Consider the following 20,012-nt stretch of genomic DNA (forward strand, 5'->3'; position numbering starts at 1 on the left):
TCTGCCGCAGCCCCGACAGGCTCGGCCCCAGCAGGCGTTCGGCGTGTGCCGACAGGCCCAGCAGCAGGCCCAGCACGAGCCCAGCGTACCGCCCAGCAGCAGCCCGCCGAGCGCACGGCCCACACTGACGGCCAGTGCGCCGCTCAGTGAGCCGTCGAGTACGCCGTTGCAGGTGGTGTGCAGCACCTGCAACGGTGCGACCAGAATGTTGGCGTCGACCCAGCCGTACAGGCTCGCCAGTTGCCACAGCACCAGCAAGGCCAGCGGCAGGCCCAGCGCCTGCAGGCGCTGCCCGCCCCGCAATGGGCGTACCCGCAGTTGCGCGGTGGCCGGGTGCGGCCAGTGCAGCAGGCGCCGGTCGAGCCAGCTCAGGGTGCGGTCCATCAGCAGCCCCAGCACGCCGATCACGGCGATGCACACGAACACGATGTCGAGCATGAACAGTTGCCGCGCCCACACCATCAGGTAGCCCAGCCCTTCGCTGGAGGCCAGCAGCTCGACCGCCAGCAGTGAGGTCCAGCCGGCGGCCAGGGCCAGGCGCACACCGGCCAGAAATGCCGGCAGCGCCGCCGGCAGGATCAGCCGGCGAATCAGCAGGTGGGTGGGCAGGCGCAGCACGGCTGCGGCTTCGCGCAGGCGCGGCTGAGCATCGCGAACCCCCACCAGCGTATGCAGCGTGACCGGCACGATGATCGCTTTGACCAGCACCACCAGCTTGAGCACTTCGCCAATCCCGAACAGCACCATGAACAGCGGGATCCAGGCCAGCGTGGGAATTTGCGCCAGGGCATTGAATGTCGGCAGCACCAGGCGTTCGGCGCGCTGGCTGAAGCCCAGCCAGGCGCCCAGCACGGCACCGGCCGCGACACCGGCGACCAGCCCCAGCAGCAAGCGTTGCAGGCTGATTGCCAGGTGCCCCCCAGAGTTCGCCGCGGCCGAGTTCCACGGCACTGTCCCAGACCAGTGAAGGGGGCGGTAGGATCTGCTCGCTCATCCACTGGTTGCGGCTTGCCAGCCACCACAGGGCGGCCAGCAGCAGGGGCAGGTACCCGGCCTGCAAACGGTGCCAGGGCAGGCTGCGCAGACGTGGCCAGTGAGCGGCGGGTGCGGGGTGGAAAGGGCGGTGCGTGTCATGCAGACCTCGCTATTTGTATATTTCTTATTGATATATATAAAAAGAAATACATGCGATTGAGCGATAAGAACTGCATTTAAAGCCGTTGTTCGCCTACGCAGCCAATGCATTCGAAGCATATTTTTGTTGTGTGCCATGCATAGGTCGCCGGGCTGCGGGCTAGCGGGTTTATATGTGTTTAAGTTATTAAAATGTAATTTAATATTATTTAATATTCGCGCGAGGATCTGGGTAGCGTGGCCACACCATTACAAGGAGTCGCGTGCCATGAACCTGTCGATCAACCGTGTTTTCAGCCTGTTTGCCACCCCCGCACTGGCCGCCGTGATCGGCTGGCTGCCCCCTTTGGCCCAGGCCGCCGAGCTCAAGCAGATCCGTATCGCGGTGCCCGACCTGAGCGCTGGCACGCAGCAGTCCGGGGGCGGCATCACCGATGTGTTGCGCAGCCAGCAACTGCTGGAGAAGGCCTTCGCGGCCGACGGCATCAGCATCCAGTGGAACTACTTCAAGGGCGCGGGCCCGGTGATCAACGAAGCTTTCGCCAACGGCCAGGTCGACTTCGCCTACCTGGGTGACCTGGCGGCGATCATCGGCAAGGCCAACGGCGTCGACACGCGCCTGCTGGCCGCCACCGGGCGTGGCATCAAACACTACCTGGGCGTGGTGCCGGGCAGCGGCATCAAGACCCTGCAAGACCTCAAGGGCAAGCGCGTGGCGGTGTTCCGCGGCACCGCCACGCAGCTCTCGTTCGACGCCGCGCTGGCCAGCCAGGGCCTGAGCGAGAAAGACCTGAAAGTGATCAACCTGGATTTCAGCGCGGCGATTGCCGCCCTGGCGGCCCGACAGATCGACGCCACCTGGGGCTCTACCGGCATCAGCGCGTTGCAGGCGCGTGGCCTGGCCGAGTTGCCGCTCAGTACCCGTGACCTGGGCGGGGCGGGCAATGTGCAGGCGGTGCTGGTGGCCTCGGGTGCGTTTGTCGATGCACACCCGGTGGTGGTCGAGAAGTTCCTCGCCGCGCAGCAGCCGGCGGTGCAATGGCTGACCGACGACAGCAACAAGGACGCCTATATCCAGCTCGTGTCAGGCCTGGCCAGTTACCCGCCGGCAATCCTGCAGCGCGACCTCAAGGACGAGCACCTGAGCGCGATCTTTCCGTCCAGCCTCGACCCGGACTTCCTCGCCAAGCTACAGGCCTCGGTCGACCTGGCCGCGCAGCAGCGCCTGATCCGCAAGCCGTTCAAGGTCGACCAGTGGCTGGCGCCGCAAGCTACCCGAGCAGCGCCTGTGGCGCAGGCTGGCGGTCAAGGCTGACCAGGGTTTCGATCATTGCCCGCGCGGCCGGCGACAGGCGATAGCCGCTACGGCTGACGATGCCGCAGCGCGCGCTGAAACTGTCGAGGTTGGCCGGCAGGTTGCGCCAGTGCAGGCGCGCCAGTTCACCCCGCGCAATCGCTTCGCCATGTGCCTCTTCGGTGCCGATGCCGATGGCGTCGGTGCTGAGCACCACCTTGACCAGGGTGGGCAGGTGCTCGGTCTGGACCTGGGGCGTGAAGTCGGTCTTGCCACTGAGGTTGGCCAGCAGCTTGCGCACGCCGGGCGGGATCAGTGAGGTGGCCAGTGGGTAGTCGAACATGTCGTTGGTCGACAGGCTGTCCTTGGCCAGCAGCGGGTGCCCCGGCCGGCAGAAGAACAGACCGCGGCGCGGGGTCAGGGCCAGGGTCTGGAAGTTCGGGTCGGCCTCGAAGTGACGAATGTCGGCGACGAAGAACTCGATCTCTTCGCGGCTCAGGGCGCGGCTGAGACGTTCCCAGTTGGCCACCTCGAAGCGCGTGTGCACCTTGGGGTGGGCATTGATGAACTGCGCCACGGCCTGCGGCACCAGGTTCACCGCCGGCACCGGACCGCTGCCGAAGCGCAGTTCGCCGGCATCGAGTTTGGTCATCTGCAGCACTTCACTGCTCAGTTGCGCGGCGCCCTGTACCAGGCGCAGTGCATGTTGCAGCACCACCTGGCCCTCGGGCGTAGGGCGCAGTTCCTTGTGGCCACGGTCCACCAGCACGCAACCGAACTCCTGCTCCAGGCCCTGGATGCTGCGGCTGAACGCCGGCTGGGTGATGCCCATGGCATCGGCCGCACGCACGAAACTGCGGTGTTCGGTAAGGGCGATGAAGTAACGCAGCTGGCGAAGATCCATATGCTTTTCCGGCATTCCAAAAATAGGGCGAAGGTATTTGCCGCCACGGAGACTGGGGTTTTAAATGCAAGCTCTTATTCCGTCAATGAAGCACTTGCATATCTTTTAGAGCTTATTTGCATATAGATAGCGCCAGAGTTTCATCGGCACTTTCCGTGAAGCAATCGATGAGGAACCAACCATGAGCAATGCCGCACTCGCCGTTGCACCTGTCAGTCACGTCCTGGACATTCAGCCGGTGGCCGGGCGTATCGGTGCCGAAATCCGTGGGGTCACGCTGGGGGCCGACCTGGCGCCGGCGGTGGTCGAGGCCATCCAGGCCGCGCTGGTGCAATACAAGGTGATCTTCTTCCGCGCCCAGGCGCACCTGGACGACCAGACCCAGGAAGCTTTCGCCCACCTGCTCGGCGAGCCGATCGCGCACCCGACGGTGCCGGTGCGTGACGGTACGCGTTACCTGATGGAACTGGACGGTGGGCAAGGGCGCCGGGCCAATTCGTGGCACACCGACGTGACGTTCGTCGAGGCGTATCCCAAGGCCTCGATCCTGCGTTCGGTGGTGGCGCCGGCCTCGGGCGGTGACACGGTGTGGGCCAATACCGCCACGGCCTACACTGACCTGTCACCGGCCTTGCAGGCACTGGCCGAGCAGCTGTGGGCGGTGCACAGCAACGAGTACGACTACGCCGCAGTGAAGCCGGACGTGAGCGTCGAGCAGTTGGAGAGCTACCGCAAGGTGTTCACCTCGACGGTGTATGAAACCGAGCATCCAGTGGTGCGCGTGCACCCGGTAAGCGGTGAGAAGCACCTGTTGCTGGGGCATTTCGTGAAGCGCCTGAAGGGCTATTCCAAGGCTGATTCAGAGCATCTGTTCAACTTGCTGCAAAGCCATGTGACGCGCCTGGAGAACACCGTGCGCTGGCGCTGGCAAGCGGGTGATGTGGCGATCTGGGACAACCGTGCAACGCAGCACTACGCGGTGGATGACTACGGCTCGCAGGCCCGGGTGGTGCGCCGGGTGACGCTGCAGGGGGATGTGCCGGTGGGGGTGCAGGGGCAGCGTAGCCGGACCCTCAAGGGGCAATGATTCTGTAGCGCCTGGGCAGGCCTCTTCGCTGGCAAGCCAGCTCCCACAGGTTCAGCGCCGATCCTGAGATCACCTGTGACCTGTGGGAGCTGGCTTGCCAGCGAAGGGTTACACACCGATGTTCAGAGGAAGCTGATCGGGTAGCTGACGATCAGGCGGTTCTCGTCGAACTCATTGGTGCTGAAGTCCCGACGCATGGTCGAGTTGCGCCATTTCAGCGACAGGTTCTTCAGGCTGCCGGACTGGATCACGTAGGCCAGCTCAGATTCGCGCGCCCATTCCTTGCCATCGTTGACCACCGCCGTGTGCACGTTGTCACCCTTGATGTACCGGTTCATCAAGGTCAGCCCCGGCACGCCGACACCGGCGAAGTTGAAGTCGTGACGCAACTGCCAGGAGCGCTCCTTGGCGTAGTCGAAGCTGGCGTTGTAGCTGTCGTTGGCCAGGGTACCGCCGCTGGTGCCGTTGACCCGCATCCACTGGTCGTCGCCACTGACTTTCTGCAAGCCGACGTAGAAGGTGTTGCTGCCATAGCGTGCCGAGAACAGCGCCGAGGCGGTACGGTTGTCCAGCTTGCCGGCGCGCTCGGCACCGTCTTCCTTGCCGATGAAGTAGCCCAGGTTGGCGCCCAGGGTCCAGTCGCCCAGCGGCTGGCTGTGCACCACGTTCAGGTATTGCTGGTTGTAGATGTCCTTGAGCTGGGCATTCCACACACCGACCAGGGTGCGCTTTTCATTGAAGCTGTACTCGCCACCGGCAAAGTTGAAGCGGTCGGAGGTGATACCCGCGCGGCCGTTCATGAACATGTCTTCCATGCTCGCGTCGTTGCGCGGGCTGTTGCCGCGGAACTGGCCGGCATACAGGGTCAGGCCGTCGATTTCCTGGGAGGTCAGTTGCCCGCCACGGAAGGTCTGCGGCAGCGAGCGGCCGTCGTCCGAACGCAGGATCGGCAGCACCGGCATCCACTCGCCCACCTTCAGTTCGGTCTTGGACAGCTTGGCCTTGAGCGCCACGCCCAGGCGGCCGAAATCGTCGGCCGGGCGGCTATCGTCATGCACCGGCAGCAGGTGGGTGCCGGCAGTACCCTTGCCGCCGTCGAGCTTGACCGAGTACAGGCCCAGCACATCGACGCCGAAGCCGAGCGTGCCCTGGGTAAAGCCGGATTTGGCATCCAGGATGAAGCTCTGGGTCCATTCCTCGCCTTTGGCCTGTGCATTGTTGGGGTCGACGAAATTGCGGTTGATGTAGAAATTGCGCAGGTTCAGGCCGAGCTTGGCATCTTCGACAAAGCCGCCTTCAGCAGCCAGGACGGGCAGGACGCAGCTCATGGCGAGCAGGCCGGGGAACAGGTGTCGTGCGGATTTAAGTGCAGTCATCGTAGGTGTGTCTCTTGTTTTTATGAGAGTCGACGGACGATGGATGGTGCTGCGGCGGGGGACGTCGAATCAATTCGTTACAGGCGGTACTGGGCGATAACCGAACACTAACTGTTTGGTTACTTTGCGCTGCAAGGTCAACTGCAGGCACAAAAAAGCCCACCGCGAGGGGTGGGCTTTCAGGTTACGGCAGCGAATCAGCGCGCGGGCGAGCCGATTGACGCCTGCTGCTGTGCCTCACCGGTACGCTCATACCAGCCGCCGCCGAGGGCCTTGTACAGGTTGACCTCGCTGACCAGTTGCGACAGCCGGTCGGTGATCAGCGCCTGCTGGGCACTGAACAGGTTGCGCTGTGCATCGAGGAAGGTCAGGTTGCTGTCGATACCGATGCGGTAGCGACGCTCGGCCAGTCGGTAGTAGTCCTGGTTGGCTTCGACCAGGTCACGCTGGGCCTGCAACTGCTCGTTGAAGGTCTGACGCGCCGCCAGCCCATCGGAGACTTCCTGGAAGGCGGTCTGGATGGTCTTCTCGTACTTGGCGACGTTGATGTCTTTCTGGATCTTGGAGTAGTCCAGGCTCGCACGCAGGCTGCCGGCATTGAAGATCGGCAGGTTGATCTGCGGCTGGAACAGCCAGGTGCCCGAACCGCCCTTGAACAGGCCGCCCATGTCCGGGCTCAAGGTGCCGGCATTGGCCGTCAGGCTGATGCTCGGGAAAAACGCCGCGCGCGCCGCGCCAATGTTGGCGTTGGCGGCCTTGAGCAGGTGCTCGGCTTCCTGGATGTCGGGGCGACGTTGCAGGATGTCCGACGGCAAGCCGGCCGGCACTTCGGCCAGCAGGTCGCTGTCGAGCTTCATGGCTTGCGGCAGGTTCGCCGGCACGCCGGCGCCGACCAGCACGGCCAGGCTGTTCAGGTCCTGCGCCACCAGGCGCTGGTACTGCGCCAGCTTGACGCGTGCGCCCTCGACCGAGGTGCGTGCCTGGCTCAGGTCCAGTGCCGAGGCCACGCCCACTTCGCTGCTGCGACGGGTCAGCGCGTAGCTCTGCTCGTAGGTCTTGAGTGTTTCTTCGGTGAGCGTGAGCAGCTCTTTGTCGGCCTGCCAGGTGAAGTAGGCATTGGCCACGCTGGCCACCAGGCTGATCTGCGTGGAACGCCGCGCCTGCTCGCTGGACAGGTAGGTTTCCAGGGTCTGCTCGGTGAGGCTGCGCACGCGACCGAACAGGTCGAGTTCGTAGGCACTCACGCCCAGGGTCGCCGAGTACTGGCTGGTGATGGCCGACTCGCCGGTTTGCGAGACGCTCGCCGGCACCCGCTGGCGGCTGCCGCTGCCGGTAGCCGAGACCGCCGGGAACAGGTCCGCCCGCTGGATGCGGTACTGCGCCCGGTAGGCATCGATGTTCAGCGCCGCGACCCGCAGGTCGCGGTTGTTGACCAGCGAGGTCTGGATCAGCTGCTGCAGCGCCGGGTCGTGGAAGAACTGGCGCCAGCCCTGTTCGGCTGCGGCTACATCGGCCGACTCGGTCGGCGAGTAGGCAGGCCCTTGCGGCCACTGGGCCGCCACCGGCGACTCAGGGGTCTGGTAATCAGGGATCAGCGAGCAGCCACCGAGAATGAAGGCGGTGACTGCCAGGGACAACAGGGACTTACTCATTGCCCGGCCTCATAGCGTGGGGTTTCAGGTGTGGCGTCTGCTTCGGGCTTCTTGCTCCCGAACAGCGACGATACGCTTACGAAGAACAACGGTACCCAGAAGATCGCCAGCACGGTGGCGGTGATCATGCCGCCGATCACCCCGGTGCCGATGGCATGCTGGCTGCCGGAGCCTGCGCCGGTGGCGATGGTCAACGGTACCACGCCGAGGATGAACGCCAGCGAGGTCATGATGATCGGGCGCAGACGCATGCGGCACGCCTCGATCGACGCATCCACTAGGCTGCGGCCCTGCTCGTGCAGTTCCTTGGCGAATTCGACGATCAGGATCGCGTTCTTCGCCGCCAGGCCGATGGTGGTCAGCAGCCCCACCAGGAAGTACACGTCGTTGGACAGCCCGCGCATGCTGGCCGCCATCAGCGCACCGATGATCCCCAGCGGCACCACCAGCACCACCGCGATCGGGATCGACCAGCTTTCGTACAGCGCCGCCAGGCACAGGAACACCATCAGCAGCGACAGCGCGAACAGTGCCGGCATCTGCGAGCCCGACAGCTTCTCTTCGTACGACATGCCGGTCCAGGCAAAGCCCACACCGGCCGGCAGTTGTGCGGCCAGGCGCTCGACCTCGGCCATGGCTTCACCGGTACTGTAGCCAGGGGCTGGCGCACCGAGTACTTCCATCGCCTCGACGCCGTTGTAACGCGACAGCTTGGGTGCGCCGTAGCTCCATTCGCCGGTGGCGAAGGAGGAGAACGGCACCATCTCGCCGGCAGCGTTGCGCACGTACCACTTCTGCAGGTCTTCAGGGCTCATGCGGGCACTGGCTTCGCCCTGCAGGTAGACCTTCTTGACCCTGCCGCGGTCGATGAAGTCGTTCACATAGCTGGCACCCAGCGCAATCGACAGGGTGTTGTTGATGTCGGCAATGGTCACGCCCAGGGCGCTGGCGCGTTCGTCGTCGATGGTCAACTGGTACTGCGGTTCATCATTCAGGCCGTTAGGACGCACCTGGGTAAGGATCTTGCTTTGCGCGGCCATGCCGAGGAACTGGTTGCGCGCTTCCATCAGTTTTTCATGGCCGACGCCGGCGCGGTCCTGCAGGAACACGTCGAAGCCGGTGGCGTTACCCAGCTCCAGTACCGCAGGCGGGGCAAAGGCGAACACCATCGCATCGCGGAAGCTGAAGAAGTGCTGCTGGGCGCGGGTCGCCAGGTTGAACACGCTGTTTTCGGCAGAGCGTTCGCCCCATGGCTTGAGCATGATGAAGGCCATGCCCGAACTCTGGCCACGACCGGCGAAGTTGAAGCCGTTGACGGTGAACACGGAGGCGACGGTATCGGCTTCCTTGTCCAGCAGGTAGGCGCGCATTTCGTCCACCACCGCCTGGGTGCGCTCGGCGCTGGAACCGGCCGGGGTCTGCACCTGGGCGAACAGTACGCCCTGGTCTTCCTCGGGCAGGAATGCGGTCGGGATGCGCATGAACAGCCAGACCATGCCGACCACGATCAGGATGTAGGCCAGGAAGTACGGAGTCTTGTGGCGCAGGATGTTGCCCACGCCACGCTCGTAGCTTTGCACGCTACGGTCGAAGTTGCGGTTGAACCAGCCGAAGAAGCCACGCTTGGCAACGTGATGCTCGCCTTTCTTGACCGGCTTGAGCATGGTGGCGCACAGCGCCGGGGTGAAGATCAGCGCGACCAGCACCGACAGGCCCATGGCCGACACGATGGTGATCGAGAACTGCCGGTAGATCACCCCCGTGGAGCCGCCGAAGAACGCCATCGGCAGCAGTACCGCCGACAGCACCAGGGCGATACCGACCAGCGCACCCTGGATCTGGCCCATGGACTTCTTGGTCGCTTCCTTGGGTGAGAGCCCCTCTTCGGACATCACCCGCTCGACGTTCTCTACCACTACGATGGCGTCGTCCACCAGCAAGCCGATGGCCAGGACCATGGCGAACATGGTCAGGGTGTTGATGCTGAACCCCGCGGCGGCAAGGATGCCGAAGGTACCGAGCAACACCACCGGTACGGTCATGGTGGTGATCACGGTGGCGCGGAAGTTCTGCAGGAACAGGTACATCACCAGGAACACCAGCACGATCGCTTCGATCAGGGTGTGGATCACCCCGCTGATCGATTCGGTGACCACTGGCGTGGTGTCGTACGGGAACACCGCCTTCATGCCCGGCGGGAAGAACGGTTCCAGGTCGGCAATGGTCTTGCGCAACGCCTTGGCGGTATCCAGGGCGTTGGCACCGGTGGCCAGTTTTACCGCCAGGCCGGAGGCCGGCTTGCCGTTGAACTGCGCGCTGACGCTGTAGTTTTCACCGCCCAGGCCCACCTCGGCGACATCGCCCAGGCGTACCTGGGAGCCGTCACGGTTGACCTTGAGCAGGATCTTTTCGAACTGCTCGGCGGTCTGCAGGCGGGTCTTGCCGATGATGGTGGCGTTGAGCTGGGTGCCCGGCAGGGCAGGCAGGCCGCCCAGTTGGCCGGACGATACCTGCACGTTCTGTGCAGCCACGGCGGTCTTGACGTCTACCGGGGTCAGCTGGAATTTGTTCAGCTTGGCCGGGTCGAGCCAGATACGCATGGCGTACTGGGCACCGAATACCTGGAAGTCACCCACACCCGCTGTACGCGAGATCGGGTCCTGCATGTTGGAGACGATGTAGTTGGCCAGGTCGTCCTTGGTCATGCTGCCGTCTTCGGACACCAGGCCGATCACCAGCAGGAAGTTCTTCACTGCCTTGGTCACGCGGATACCCTGCTGCTGCACTTCTTGCGGCAGCAACGGGGTGGCCAGGTTCAGCTTGTTCTGTACCTGGACCTGCGCGGTATCAGGGTTGGTGCCCTGCTCGAAGGTGGCGGTAATGGTCATGCTGCCGTCCGAGTTGCTCTCGGACTGCACATAGCGCAGGTTGTCGATACCGTTGAGCTGCTGCTCGATCACCTGGACCACGGTGTCCTGCACGGTCTGCGCCGAGGCGCCCGGGTAGGTCACGGCGATGGCGATGGCCGGCGGGGCGATGCTCGGGTACTGGTTGATCGGCAACTTGAGGATCGACAAGGCACCGACCAGCATGATCACCAGGGCAATTACCCAGGCAAAGATCGGGCGATCGATAAAGAATCTGGACATGGTTTATTCCCCTTTGGCCCCTGCATTCGCTGCATTGGCCTGGGACGGCTGGGCAGGCTTGACGTTGGTCGCTTCGCTGACCTTCACCTCGACACCTGGCTTGACGTACTGCAGGCCTTCGGTGATCAGGCGGTCGCCCGGGTTCAAGCCTTCCTCGATCAGCCAGTCGCTGCCCACGGTACGGCTGGCCTTGAGCTGGCGCAGTTCGACCTTGTTGTCCTTGTTCACCACCAATGCAGTCGGCTCGCCCTTGAGGTCGCGGGTCACGCCTTGTTGCGGCGCGAGGATCGCCGCAGCGTTGACGCCAGCGGCCAGGCGCGCATGCACGAACATGCCCGGGAGCAGGTTGTGGTCGGGGTTGGGGAACACGGCGCGCAGGGTCACCGAACCGGTGGTCTGGTCGACCGAGACTTCGGAAAACTCCAGGCGCCCTTCGTGGGTGTAGGTACTGCCATCTTCAAGGTTCAGGGTGACCTTGGCGGCATTGGCGCCGGCTTTCTGCAGTTGCCCGCTTTCAAGCTCGCGGCGCAGCTTGAGCAACTCGGCCGAGGATTGGGTAACGTCGACGTAGATCGGGTCAAGCTGCTGGATCACCGCCATGGCGTTGGTCTGGCCGTTGCTGACCAGCGCGCCTTCGGTGTACGCAGAACGGCCGATGCGGCCGCTCAGCGGCGCCAGTACCTTGGTGTAGCGCAGGTCGATCTGGGCGCTGCGCAGGGTGGCTTCGGCCTGCAGGCGCTTGGCCTGGGCGTCGTCGTATTCCTGGCGGCTCACGGCTTGCTCGGCCACCAGTTGCTTGTAGCGCTCGGACAGCGAGCGGGTCGATTGCAGGTTGGCCTGGGCGCTGGCCAGCGTCGCCTCGTACACCGACGAGTCGATCTGATACAGCTGCTGGCCTTCCTTGACTTCGCTGCCTTCCTTGAACAGACGCTTGAGAATGATGCCGTTGACCTGTGGGCGAACCTCGGCCACACGGTAGGCGATAGTGCGCCCCGGCAGGTCGGAGGTCAGGGTGAAGGCTTGGGGTTGCAGGGTCACGACGCCGACCTGAGGAGCTTGCGCCGCGGGCGCCGCCTCTTCCTTTTTACAGCCGCTGAGCAGTGTTGCCAGGGCGACGGCGGAAACCAGAGCGGTAACAGCTGGCTTGAATTGCATGAAGATCCTCGGGTCGAAAGAGCTGAAGACGCTCAAGAGTAATTGAAACGCGATTAAGGGAAAATTACTTACAAGTGGATAAGTAGGATGCTAAGGAATATACTTACATTCATGCTTGTTTGTAAACACCTTTGGTTGGCGCCAGCGGGCGCGCCAGAGGCTTGACTAAGACACTCGGCGAGGGCCCGCACGTGGCCATGCCGGCTCAGAACCCGGACGCCTGCCGTGTGCGTCCGGCCCTTGATGAGGTTGTACTGCCATGGTCCGTCGTACCAAAGAGGAAGCTCAGGAAACCCGTAACCAGATTCTCGAGGCGGCCGAAAAAGCCTTCCATGCCCGCGGCGTGGCGCGTACCACGCTGGCAGACATTGCCAAGCTGGCCGGTGTGACCCGCGGCGCGATCTACTGGCACTTCAAGGACAAGGGCGAACTGGTGCAGGCCCTGCTCGACAGCCTGCGCGAGCCGATCGAGGCGTTGGCGCAGGCCGGCGAGAGCGAGGACGAGCTGGACCCGCTCGGGTGCATGCGCAAGCTGTTGATCCAGCTGATGCAGCAGCTGCGCGCGAACCGCGAACCCGGCGCATCAATGAGATCCTGCATCATAAGTGTGAGTTCACCGATGACATGTGTGAGATCCGCCAGCAGCGTCAGGCCACTACCCTTGACTGCCATGAGCGTATTGCGCGGACATTGACCAATGCAGTCAGGCGTGGGCAATTGCCGTCGGACCTGGACCCACAACGGGCAGCCATCGCGGCGTTTGCCTACATTGACGGCATTATTGGCAGTTGGCTGTTGCTACCGGACAGCTTCGATATCGCCGGGGATGCTGAACGATGGGTGGATATCGGGCTGGACATGCTGCGCTTGAGCCCTGCACTGCGCAATTAAAGGTTTGTGAGCATTTGTGAAGAACCGCCACTGATGGTGTAGGACGCTTCTTGGTTTGTGTCCAGCTTCGCCCCGGGTGAAAAAAATCCCGGTACTGCTTGGAACGCGGCCCCGAGCCGGCTAGTCTGCCGGTTGACCCCTCCTTTTATCGAGCCCAGGCATGAGTGCGCAGAACCCGACCCTCAAAGGTGCCGAGCAGCCGCTCAAGGCGATTGCCCTGATGTGCATGGCGGTGCTGTTGTTTGCCAGCCACGATGCCTTGGCCAAATACCTCTCCGGTTTCTACGCCATCGTGATGGTGGTGTGGGCGCGCTATGTGGTGCACACCTTGCTGATGCTGGTGGTGTTCGTGCCGCGCGCCGGGTTCTCGGCGGTGGTGCGCACGCGCCGGCCCGGGCTGCAATTGGCAAGGGCGTTATGCCTGATCGGCACCAGCCTGTTCTTCACCACGGGCTTGCGCTATATCCCCCTGGCCGAAGCCACCGCCGTCAACTTCCTCGCACCGCTGCTGGTCACTGCCCTGTCGGTGCCGCTGCTGGGCGAACGGGTAAGCCGCAGCCAGTGGCTGGCGGTGCTCGCCGGGTTCGTCGGGGTCTTGATCGTAGTTCGCCCTGGCGGTGCGCTGTTCACCCCCGCGATCCTGCTGCCGCTGTGCTCGGCGTTCTGCTTTGGCTGCTATCAGTTGCTTACGCGCAAGCTCAGCGGCATCGACAGCCCGACCACCAGCAACTTCCTCACCGGCATCTTCAACAGCCTGATCATGACCGCGCTGGTACCGTTCTTCTGGACTGTGCCGAGCCTTGGGCATGCAGTGTTCATGATCGGCCTGGGTACCTGCGGCATGCTCGGGCACATGCTGCTGACCCAGGCCTTCCGACATGCCGCGCCGGCCATGCTGGCGCCGTTCAGCTACGGGCAGATTCTGTTCGCCGGACTGTTTGGCTACCTGATCTTCAACCACACCCCGGACGTGTATGGCGTGGTCGGTATTGCCGTGATCTGCCTGAGCGGCCTGGCGGCGGCCTGGGCGCAGCGACGCAACTAAGTCATCGGTTAAGTCATCGGTGTTGTATGTACCCGCCCTGAACCGCTGGTCGGCTACTGTGCGTGACTACTATTTCTACCAGTAGTCGCGCTACGTCACTCTGCATAAAAATCCTCTTCAGACGCAACGATGCGCCCTGAGCTCAACTCAAGAGGAAAACGTCATGAGTGATCAAGAAGTCGGAATCAGCGGGGATGTCAATTTTCCAGTGCCCGCGGTGGATGGGCGCGATTCGAATGGGTACCTGCCCGGTTACCGAAGCGGTACCAAAGTCCGCGTGCAGGGTTCTGCGCACATTGTCCAGGGCGACAAGATCATGGCTGTGGTTTACGCCCGTAACGCAAACAGGACACGCTTCGAGATTGGAGAGAAAACCGTCTCATCCACCGATCTCACCATTGACGTATCGGGATCACGGCTGGAGCAGATCCGCAGCACCACTGCGGATTGGGATTTTTTCATTGCGGTCAATCGCGGCAGCACCAACATCGGTTATTCACCGACAGTGCGGTTGTATCTGGGGCGTATTCTCAAGGATGGCTCCGACGGGGATAGCGAAGTCAGCGCGTGACCAAGCCGTGACCCAACCCGCTTCGTCGTCATTCAAGTGATGGCGAGGCTTACTGGCGGCCGCGCAGCTCTCGATTAGGCAATGCCAGCGCTGCCGACAATCCCAGCAGGGATACGGCGGCGCTTCCCAGCAGCAGATTGCGGAATGTCTCCAACAGTTGTACTTGCACCGCCATGTTTGCCTCGCCGTCCTTGAGGCTGCCGATCAACGCCTCCCCGGCCAGGCTGAAGCCGCTGTCATGCAGCAGGCTGAGTAGCAGCGCCGACATGCAGGCCACGCCCATTGCGCCCCCCAGCGAACGGAATAGGTTGGTGGTGCTGGTGGCCACGCCAATATCGCGTGGTTCGACGGCGCTCTGGGTGGCCACCAGCGAGGTGGGGAACTGCAGGCCCGAGGCGATGCCGGTCAGCAGCATGAACACGCCACTGAGCAGCACACCGTCGATCGGGCTCAAGGCCATGCCTACGATCGCCACCGGCATCAATAGCGCGCCGCCCAGAATCTGCGGCTTGTAGCGCCCGGTCAGGCTGGTCAGGCGGCCACCGCAATAGGCGCCGACCGGCAGGCCCATGGCCAGGGGCAGCAGGTGCAGGGCAGCGCTGTCGGCGCGGCCCCGGTGATGCTCTGAAAGCGCAGCGGCATCAGCATGGTCAGCGAGATGGCCTGGAAACTGGTGAAGAAGATCGTGCACCAGCACAGCACCGCCACCCGGTTGCCGAACAGTTGCAAAGGCAGCAATGGCTCTGGCGCTCGGCGCTCCTGCAGCACGAACACACCCAGCCCCAGCAGGGCGGCCAGCAGTAGCCCAGCCACCGGAACCGAACTGAGCGGCTGGCCCTGGCCGATCAGGGTGATGCCCAGTAGCAGTGCAGTGAGGCCCAGAATCAGCAGCAGCGCGCCGGGGTAGTCGACCTGCGCCTTGCGCTGCGGCGTGGCCAGCCCGCGCAGGGTGCGTTCGGTGACCCACCAGGCGGTCAGCCCCAGCGGCAGGTTCAGCCAGAACACCCAGCGCCATGACAGGTACTCGGTGAGCAACCCGCCCAACACCGGGCCGGCAACGCTGGCCAGTGCGTACATGCTGCTGAAATAGCCCTGGTAGCGGCCACGCTCGCGGGGCGGCACGAAGTCGCCGATGATCGCCTGGCTGACCGACACCATGCCCCCGGCGCCGATGCCCTGCAGCACCCGCGCCAGCACCAGTTGCTCCATGTTCTGCGCCAGTGCGCAGAACAGCGAGGCCAGGGTGAACAGCCCGGTGCCGGTCAGGATCATGCGCCGACGGCCGTACAGGTCGCCGAGCTTGCCGTAGATCGGCACCGCCACGGTCATGGCCACCATGTAGCCGGAAATCACCCAGGCCAGCAGCGTCACATCATTGAATTGGGCGGAGATCGCCGGCATCGAGACCGCGACGATGGTCTGGTCCAGCGCGCCGAGAAAGATCGCCAGCATAAGGGCGACCAGTACGCTGCGCAGGGCAGGTTGCGGAGTGTTCAGTTGCGTCACGGGGCGGCTCTGGGCAGTCAGACGGGTGCTGCCCAGTGTACTCGATAGCTAGCTAAGCGTCTTCGATGGGCTCGTACGGCAGGCCGACGTAGTTTTCCGCCAGGGTCTTGCGTCCCGCCTCGGAGCTTGTGAAGTAGTCCAGTTCGGTGTGCTGGATGCGCTGGCTGAACGGGTCGCTGTCAGGGAAGCGGTGCAGCATCGAGGTCATCCACCACGAAAAGCGCTCGGCTTTCCAGATGCGTCGCAGGCAGATCTGCGAGTACTTTTCGAGCAGATCGGTGCGGCCCTCGGCGTATACCTTGCGCAGGATGTTGTACAGCGTGCTGACGTCGCTGGCGGCCAGGTTCAAGCCCTTGGCGCCAGTGGGCGGCACGATGTGCGCGGCATCGCCGAGCAGGAACAGGCGCCCGTATTGCATCGGCTCCACCACGAAACTGCGCAGCGGGGCGATGCTCTTTTCGATCGACGGACCCGTCACCAGGCGTTCGGCAAGCTCGTCGGGCAGGCGCGACTTGAGTTCGTCCCAGAAACGCTGGTCGGACCAGTCCTCGACCTTTTCCCCGGCGTCGACCTGCACGTAGTAACGGGTGCGGGTGGGCGAGCGCATGCTGCACAAGGCGAACCCGCGTTCGTGGCGTGCGTACACCAGCTCGTCGCTGACCGGCGGCGTATCAGCCAGGATGCCCAGCCAGCCGAACGGATAGACGCGCTCGAACACCTGCAGCGCTTCGTCGGGAATCGACTGGCGCGCCACCCCGTGATAACCGTCGCAGCCTGCAATGTAGTCGCACTCCAGGCGATGCTGCTGGCCATCCTTCTCGTAGGTCAGGTAGGGCTGGTCGGTCTTCAGGTCGTGCGGGCGCACGTTGTCGGCCTGGTACACCGTCAGTGCGCCGCAGGCCTGGCGTGCGGCCATCAGGTCGCGGGTCACTTCGGTCTGGCCGTAGATCATCACGCCCTGGCCCCCGGTCAGGCGCTTTAGGTCGATGTGCTCGCGGCGCCCGTCGAAGGCCAGTTCGAAGCCATCGTGGGGCAGGCCCTCGGCGTCCATGCGCTGGCCGACGCCAGCCTCGCGCAACAGGTTGACCATGCCCTGTTCGAGTACGCCGGCGCGAATGCGCCCCAGTATGTAGTCGGGGTGTTGACGTTCGAGGATGACGTTGGATATGCCGGCGTTGTGCAGCAGTTGGCCGAGCAGCAGGCCGGACGGGCCGGCGCCGATGATTGCGACTTGAGTGTGCATTGTTCTTGGACTTTTTATGATTGGAGTGCCTGCATTTTTCGCCTGTCAGTGGCGTATCAGAAGGGACAAATCAACTGCAAAGCGGTACTTTTCGCTAATCAGGGCGATTATCGAGCATTGCCTGGGAGCAAACGTGTAATGAGCAAGGTGTCGATTCCGGTGTTCACGTTGTATGGCGAGCCGCTGGGCTGGCCGACGCCCGACCTGCTGCACAGCGAATCGATTCCGGCCCGCAGCCGCCTGCACCATTGGGAAATCGAGCCGCATAGGCATGCCGACCTGTGTCAGCTGCTGTTCTTGTACAAGGGCCAGGCCGAGATTGAGCTGGAGGGGCACGTGCGTCGCCTGGAGCAGTCGGCCGTGCAGGTGGTGCCAGCGCTGTGTGTGCACGGCTTTCGCTTTTGCGAAGACGTCGACGGCTATGTGGTGACGCTGGCTGCACCGCTGGTAGAGCTGCTGCAGCGTCAGTTGGCGGCGGTGCCGGCAGCGTTGCAGCAGGGCGCAACCTACCTCGCCGGGGAAGACGCGCACTACCTCAACGGCCTGTTCAGCCGGTTGCAGGCCGAGTACCAGCAGGACTTGCTAGGGCGTGAGCTGCAACTGCATGCACTGATCAACCTGGTGGTGGTGTGGATCAGCCGTCAGCAACTGCGTCGCAGCGTGGGTTCGCAGGTGCCCGAACGAGGCCGCGAGCAGTTGCAGCGGTTCAACGTGCTGGTGGAACGTCAGTTTCGCCAGCAGCCGAGCGTCGAGCAGCTGGCGCATCAGGTCGGGGTTTCGTTGGCCACGCTCAACACCCTGTGCCGTGGGCTGGCCGGACAATCGGCCCTCCAGATCCTGCATCAGCGGCTATTGCTGGAGGCCAAGCGGGAACTGGTCTACACCCGCCTCACCATCCAGCAGTTGTCGGACAGCCTGGGCTTTGCCGACCCAGCGTATTTTTCACGGTTCTTCCGCCGCCTGACCGGCGTCTCGCCGCGTGACTTTCGCCGCCGCGAGCCTGGCGCCGCTACCTGACCGCGCTGAGCGTGCCGCTATGCGGCAGGCAATGGGCGAGGCTGCAACTGCTCGCGGCGTGGGGCTGCTGACGCAGCAGTTCAACCCGGTAGGCCGCCGTACCGTACAACCCGAGCACGGTGGCGATGGCGAACACGGCGGCGCATTTTCTGGATGTGAGGGTCATGGCACAAACCTCCTGCAATCCGCACACAGGTGCTTTCAAAGCATAGGTCAGTTCAGGGCAGGTCGCGATCCCACTGCGGTGCATCGGTAAAGCGCGCTGCCAGAAAGTCGAGCATGCTGCGCAGGGTCGCCGGCATGTGCTTGCGTGAGGTGTACACCGCGTTCAGGTTCAGCTCGCGCGGCCTGGCTTCGGGCAGCAGACGTACCAGGGCGCGCTGCGCAGGGCATCGGCCACCAGGTAAGTCGGCAACATCGCAATGCCGACACCGGCCAGGGTCGCGCGTTCCAGTGTGAGCGCCTCGTTGGCGCTGATGTTGCCCTGTACCGGCACAGAGACCTGTTCACCCGCCACTTCGAAATGCCACAGGCTGTGGCCGAAGTAGGAGTGGGTCAGGCAGTTGTGCCGGCTCAGCTCCTGCACCTGCTGCGGCACGGGATGGGCACGCAGGTAGGCCGGCGAGGCGCAGATCACCGAGCGGCATACGCTCAGACGGCGTGCAATGAGGTTGGGGTCCAGGTCGTTGCTCACGCGTATCGCCAGGTCGATGCGCTCGTCGACCAGGTTGACGGTGCGGTCCAGCATCTGCAGGTCGATCTTCACCAGTGGGTAGCGCTTGACGTAGTCGGCCACCGCTTCAACCAGTTGGGCATGGCCGAACGAGGTGCTGACGCTGATGCGCAGTTCTCCGCGCGGCGCGTCATCGGGGGCGCGCACTGCCGACTGCAGGTCGCCCACCAGCTCCAGCATCTGCCGGCAGCGTGGCAGGGTTTCAAGGCCTGCCGCGGTCAGGCTCAACTTGCGTGTGGTGCGTTGCATCAGGCGCGCGCCAACCCAGTCTTCCAAGGCTGCCAGGTAGCGCGACACCACCGGGCGCGAGAGGTCCAGGTGATCGGCGGCGGCCGACTGGCTACCCAGGTCGACCACGCTGACGAACACCTTCATTGCAGTGATACGGTCCATGACTTGCCCGATTTCAGAAACAAACTATGTTCAAGCATCGCATTTTTTGTGATGGATCGTGCAACTAAGCTAAGGCCCATCGATCACCCAGACAGGTACCCACTGATGTCCCGACTTTTCTCTGTGCGCCGCTTCGTGCTGGCGTGTGCCGCCTTCGGCGCAATTACCCAGGCGGTAGCCGCCGAGTCAGCGTTGACGCTGGACGTCTACAACCCTGGCGAAGCCGCGCTGTTCCCGGTGAGTTCGGTGATCGTCAGCGGCCAGCGCGAGGCGATCCTGGTGGATGCGCAGTTCGGCAAAGGGCAGGCCGAGCAGGTGCTGGAAAAACTGCGCGCCAGCGGCAAGCAGCTCACCGCCATCTACATCAGCCATGGCGACCCGGACTACTACTTCGGCTTGCAGACCCTGACCCGTGCCTACCCTCAGGCCAAGGTGCTGGCCTCGGCGGCCACCGTGGCGCACATCCAGCAGACCATGGCCGCCAAGCTGGCCTACTGGGGTCCCAAGATGGGCGACGACAAGCCTGAACAGGTGATTGTGCCTGAGGTGCTCAAAGGCAACCGGCTCACCCTGGAAGGGCAGGCGCTGGAGGTGATCGGCCTGGACGGGCCGCAACCGGACCGCAGTTTCGTCTGGATCCCGTCGATCAAGGCGGTGGTCGGCGGCGTGGTGGTGGCCGAGAACCTGCACGTGTGGATGGCCGATACCCAGTCGGCGCAGTCGCACCAGGACTGGTTGGCCACCCTGGCGCGTATCGAGCAACTGGCGCCGCGCACTGTGGTGCCGGGGCATTACCTAGGGCAGAGCAAGGGTTCGCTGGACGCTGTGCGGTTTACCGCCGACTACATCCGCGCCTTCGATA

The 20,012-nt window shown here is 63.7% G+C and carries 13 protein-coding genes and 4 pseudogenes; 7 read left to right on the top strand and 10 right to left on the bottom strand.

The window, feature by feature from the left end:
* Window positions 1-1,138 (bottom strand): annotated as a pseudogene (locus tag G3436_RS13840) (ABC transporter permease); the annotation flags it as partial.
* Between the two features lie 264 nt (window positions 1,139-1,402).
* On the opposite strand from G3436_RS13840, the gene G3436_RS13845 reads away from it, so the two are divergent.
* Window positions 1,403-2,449, top strand: a complete 1,047-nt coding sequence (locus tag G3436_RS13845) for an ABC transporter substrate-binding protein (protein WP_163945841.1) — start codon at window positions 1,403-1,405, stop codon at window positions 2,447-2,449.
* Here the strand turns inward: G3436_RS13845 and G3436_RS13850 are convergent.
* Complete coding sequence (locus G3436_RS13850) at window positions 2,406-3,332, bottom strand: LysR family transcriptional regulator (RefSeq protein WP_163945843.1); 927 nt, start codon at window positions 3,330-3,332, stop codon at window positions 2,406-2,408. The genes G3436_RS13845 and G3436_RS13850 overlap by 44 nt on opposite strands.
* A 181-nt stretch (window positions 3,333-3,513) precedes the next feature.
* Here G3436_RS13850 and G3436_RS13855 point away from each other — a divergent pair, with 181 nt between their 5' ends.
* Entirely contained in the window at window positions 3,514-4,419 is a 906-nt protein-coding gene (locus tag G3436_RS13855; protein WP_163945845.1) for a TauD/TfdA dioxygenase family protein, read from the top strand.
* Between the two features lie 122 nt (window positions 4,420-4,541).
* On the opposite strand, the gene G3436_RS13860 is transcribed toward G3436_RS13855, so the two are convergent.
* From G3436_RS13860 to G3436_RS13875, 4 genes are all read right to left on the bottom strand, one after another.
* Window positions 4,542-5,795, bottom strand: coding sequence for an OprD family porin (locus tag G3436_RS13860; protein WP_163945848.1), 1,254 nt, complete (start codon window positions 5,793-5,795; stop codon window positions 4,542-4,544).
* A 197-nt stretch (window positions 5,796-5,992) separates the two neighbouring features.
* Entirely contained in the window at window positions 5,993-7,447 is a 1,455-nt protein-coding gene (gene adeC, locus G3436_RS13865; RefSeq protein ID WP_163945851.1) for an AdeC/AdeK/OprM family multidrug efflux complex outer membrane factor, read from the bottom strand.
* Window positions 7,444-10,596, bottom strand: coding sequence for a multidrug efflux RND transporter permease subunit TtgB (gene ttgB, locus G3436_RS13870; protein WP_163945854.1), 3,153 nt, complete (start codon window positions 10,594-10,596; stop codon window positions 7,444-7,446). Before ttgB ends, adeC begins: the two co-directional genes overlap by 4 nt.
* A 3-nt stretch (window positions 10,597-10,599) precedes the next feature.
* Window positions 10,600-11,751, bottom strand: a complete 1,152-nt coding sequence (locus tag G3436_RS13875; protein ID WP_163945857.1) for an efflux RND transporter periplasmic adaptor subunit — start codon at window positions 11,749-11,751, stop codon at window positions 10,600-10,602.
* Between the two features lie 259 nt (window positions 11,752-12,010).
* Between G3436_RS13875 and G3436_RS13880 the strand changes: the two are divergent.
* The 3 genes and pseudogenes from G3436_RS13880 (at window position 12,011) to G3436_RS13890 (ending at window position 14,258) form a co-directional block, all read left to right on the top strand.
* Window positions 12,011-12,642, top strand: a pseudogene (locus tag G3436_RS13880) (TetR family transcriptional regulator).
* Window positions 12,643-12,802: 160 nt separating this feature from the next.
* Entirely contained in the window at window positions 12,803-13,687 is an 885-nt protein-coding gene (locus tag G3436_RS13885; RefSeq protein ID WP_163945860.1) for a DMT family transporter, read from the top strand.
* Window positions 13,688-13,850: 163 nt separating this feature from the next.
* Window positions 13,851-14,258 carry a hypothetical protein gene (locus tag G3436_RS13890; protein WP_163945863.1) on the top strand — a complete coding sequence of 136 codons (408 nt, stop codon included), beginning with the start codon at window positions 13,851-13,853 and terminating at the stop codon, window positions 14,256-14,258.
* A 49-nt stretch (window positions 14,259-14,307) separates the two neighbouring features.
* Here G3436_RS13890 and G3436_RS13895 read toward each other — a convergent pair.
* Window positions 14,308-15,764 (bottom strand): annotated as a pseudogene (locus G3436_RS13895) (MDR family MFS transporter).
* Between the two features lie 52 nt (window positions 15,765-15,816).
* Entirely contained in the window at window positions 15,817-17,007 is a 1,191-nt protein-coding gene (gene pobA / locus G3436_RS13900) for a 4-hydroxybenzoate 3-monooxygenase (protein ID WP_163945865.1), read from the bottom strand.
* A gap of 138 nt (window positions 17,008-17,145) precedes the next feature.
* Here pobA and G3436_RS13905 point away from each other — a divergent pair, with 138 nt between their 5' ends.
* On the top strand, window positions 17,146-18,024 hold the full coding sequence (locus G3436_RS13905) for a helix-turn-helix domain-containing protein (protein WP_163945871.1): 879 nt from the start codon (window positions 17,146-17,148) through the stop codon (window positions 18,022-18,024).
* Here G3436_RS13905 and G3436_RS27025 read toward each other — a convergent pair.
* Window positions 18,017-18,190: a hypothetical protein gene (locus G3436_RS27025; RefSeq protein WP_178116458.1), complete on the bottom strand. Its 174-nt coding sequence runs from the start codon at window positions 18,188-18,190 to the stop codon at window positions 18,017-18,019. The genes G3436_RS13905 and G3436_RS27025 overlap by 8 nt on opposite strands.
* A 52-nt stretch (window positions 18,191-18,242) precedes the next feature.
* A pseudogene (locus G3436_RS13910) lies at window positions 18,243-19,150 on the bottom strand (LysR family transcriptional regulator).
* A gap of 105 nt (window positions 19,151-19,255) precedes the next feature.
* Here G3436_RS13910 and G3436_RS13915 point away from each other — a divergent pair.
* Window positions 19,256-20,012 (top strand): MBL fold metallo-hydrolase (locus G3436_RS13915; protein ID WP_163945873.1); only part of this gene is annotated, 757 nt, incomplete at its 3' end.

The organism is Pseudomonas brassicae, assembly GCF_010671725.1.
Classification (GTDB): Bacteria; Pseudomonadota; Gammaproteobacteria; order Pseudomonadales; family Pseudomonadaceae; genus Aquipseudomonas; species Aquipseudomonas brassicae.

Bases quoted from the DNA above. Each gene is read 5' to 3' on its own strand.
- G3436_RS13845 (WP_163945841.1), top strand. From the start codon at position 1,403: ATGAACCTGTCGATCAACCGTGTTTTCAGCCTGTTTGCCACCCCCGCA.
- G3436_RS13850 (WP_163945843.1), bottom strand. From the start codon at position 3,332: ATGGATCTTCGCCAGCTGCGTTACTTCATCGCCCTTACCGAACACCGC.
- G3436_RS13855 (WP_163945845.1), top strand. From the start codon at position 3,514: ATGAGCAATGCCGCACTCGCCGTTGCACCTGTCAGTCACGTCCTGGAC.
- G3436_RS13860 (WP_163945848.1), bottom strand. From the start codon at position 5,795: ATGACTGCACTTAAATCCGCACGACACCTGTTCCCCGGCCTGCTCGCC.
- adeC (WP_163945851.1), bottom strand. From the start codon at position 7,447: ATGAGTAAGTCCCTGTTGTCCCTGGCAGTCACCGCCTTCATTCTCGGT.
- ttgB (WP_163945854.1), bottom strand. From the start codon at position 10,596: ATGTCCAGATTCTTTATCGATCGCCCGATCTTTGCCTGGGTAATTGCC.
- G3436_RS13875 (WP_163945857.1), bottom strand. From the start codon at position 11,751: ATGCAATTCAAGCCAGCTGTTACCGCTCTGGTTTCCGCCGTCGCCCTG.
- G3436_RS13885 (WP_163945860.1), top strand. From the start codon at position 12,803: ATGAGTGCGCAGAACCCGACCCTCAAAGGTGCCGAGCAGCCGCTCAAG.
- G3436_RS13890 (WP_163945863.1), top strand. From the start codon at position 13,851: ATGAGTGATCAAGAAGTCGGAATCAGCGGGGATGTCAATTTTCCAGTG.
- pobA (WP_163945865.1), bottom strand. From the start codon at position 17,007: ATGCACACTCAAGTCGCAATCATCGGCGCCGGCCCGTCCGGCCTGCTG.
- G3436_RS13905 (WP_163945871.1), top strand. From the start codon at position 17,146: ATGAGCAAGGTGTCGATTCCGGTGTTCACGTTGTATGGCGAGCCGCTG.
- G3436_RS27025 (WP_178116458.1), bottom strand. From the start codon at position 18,190: ATGACCCTCACATCCAGAAAATGCGCCGCCGTGTTCGCCATCGCCACC.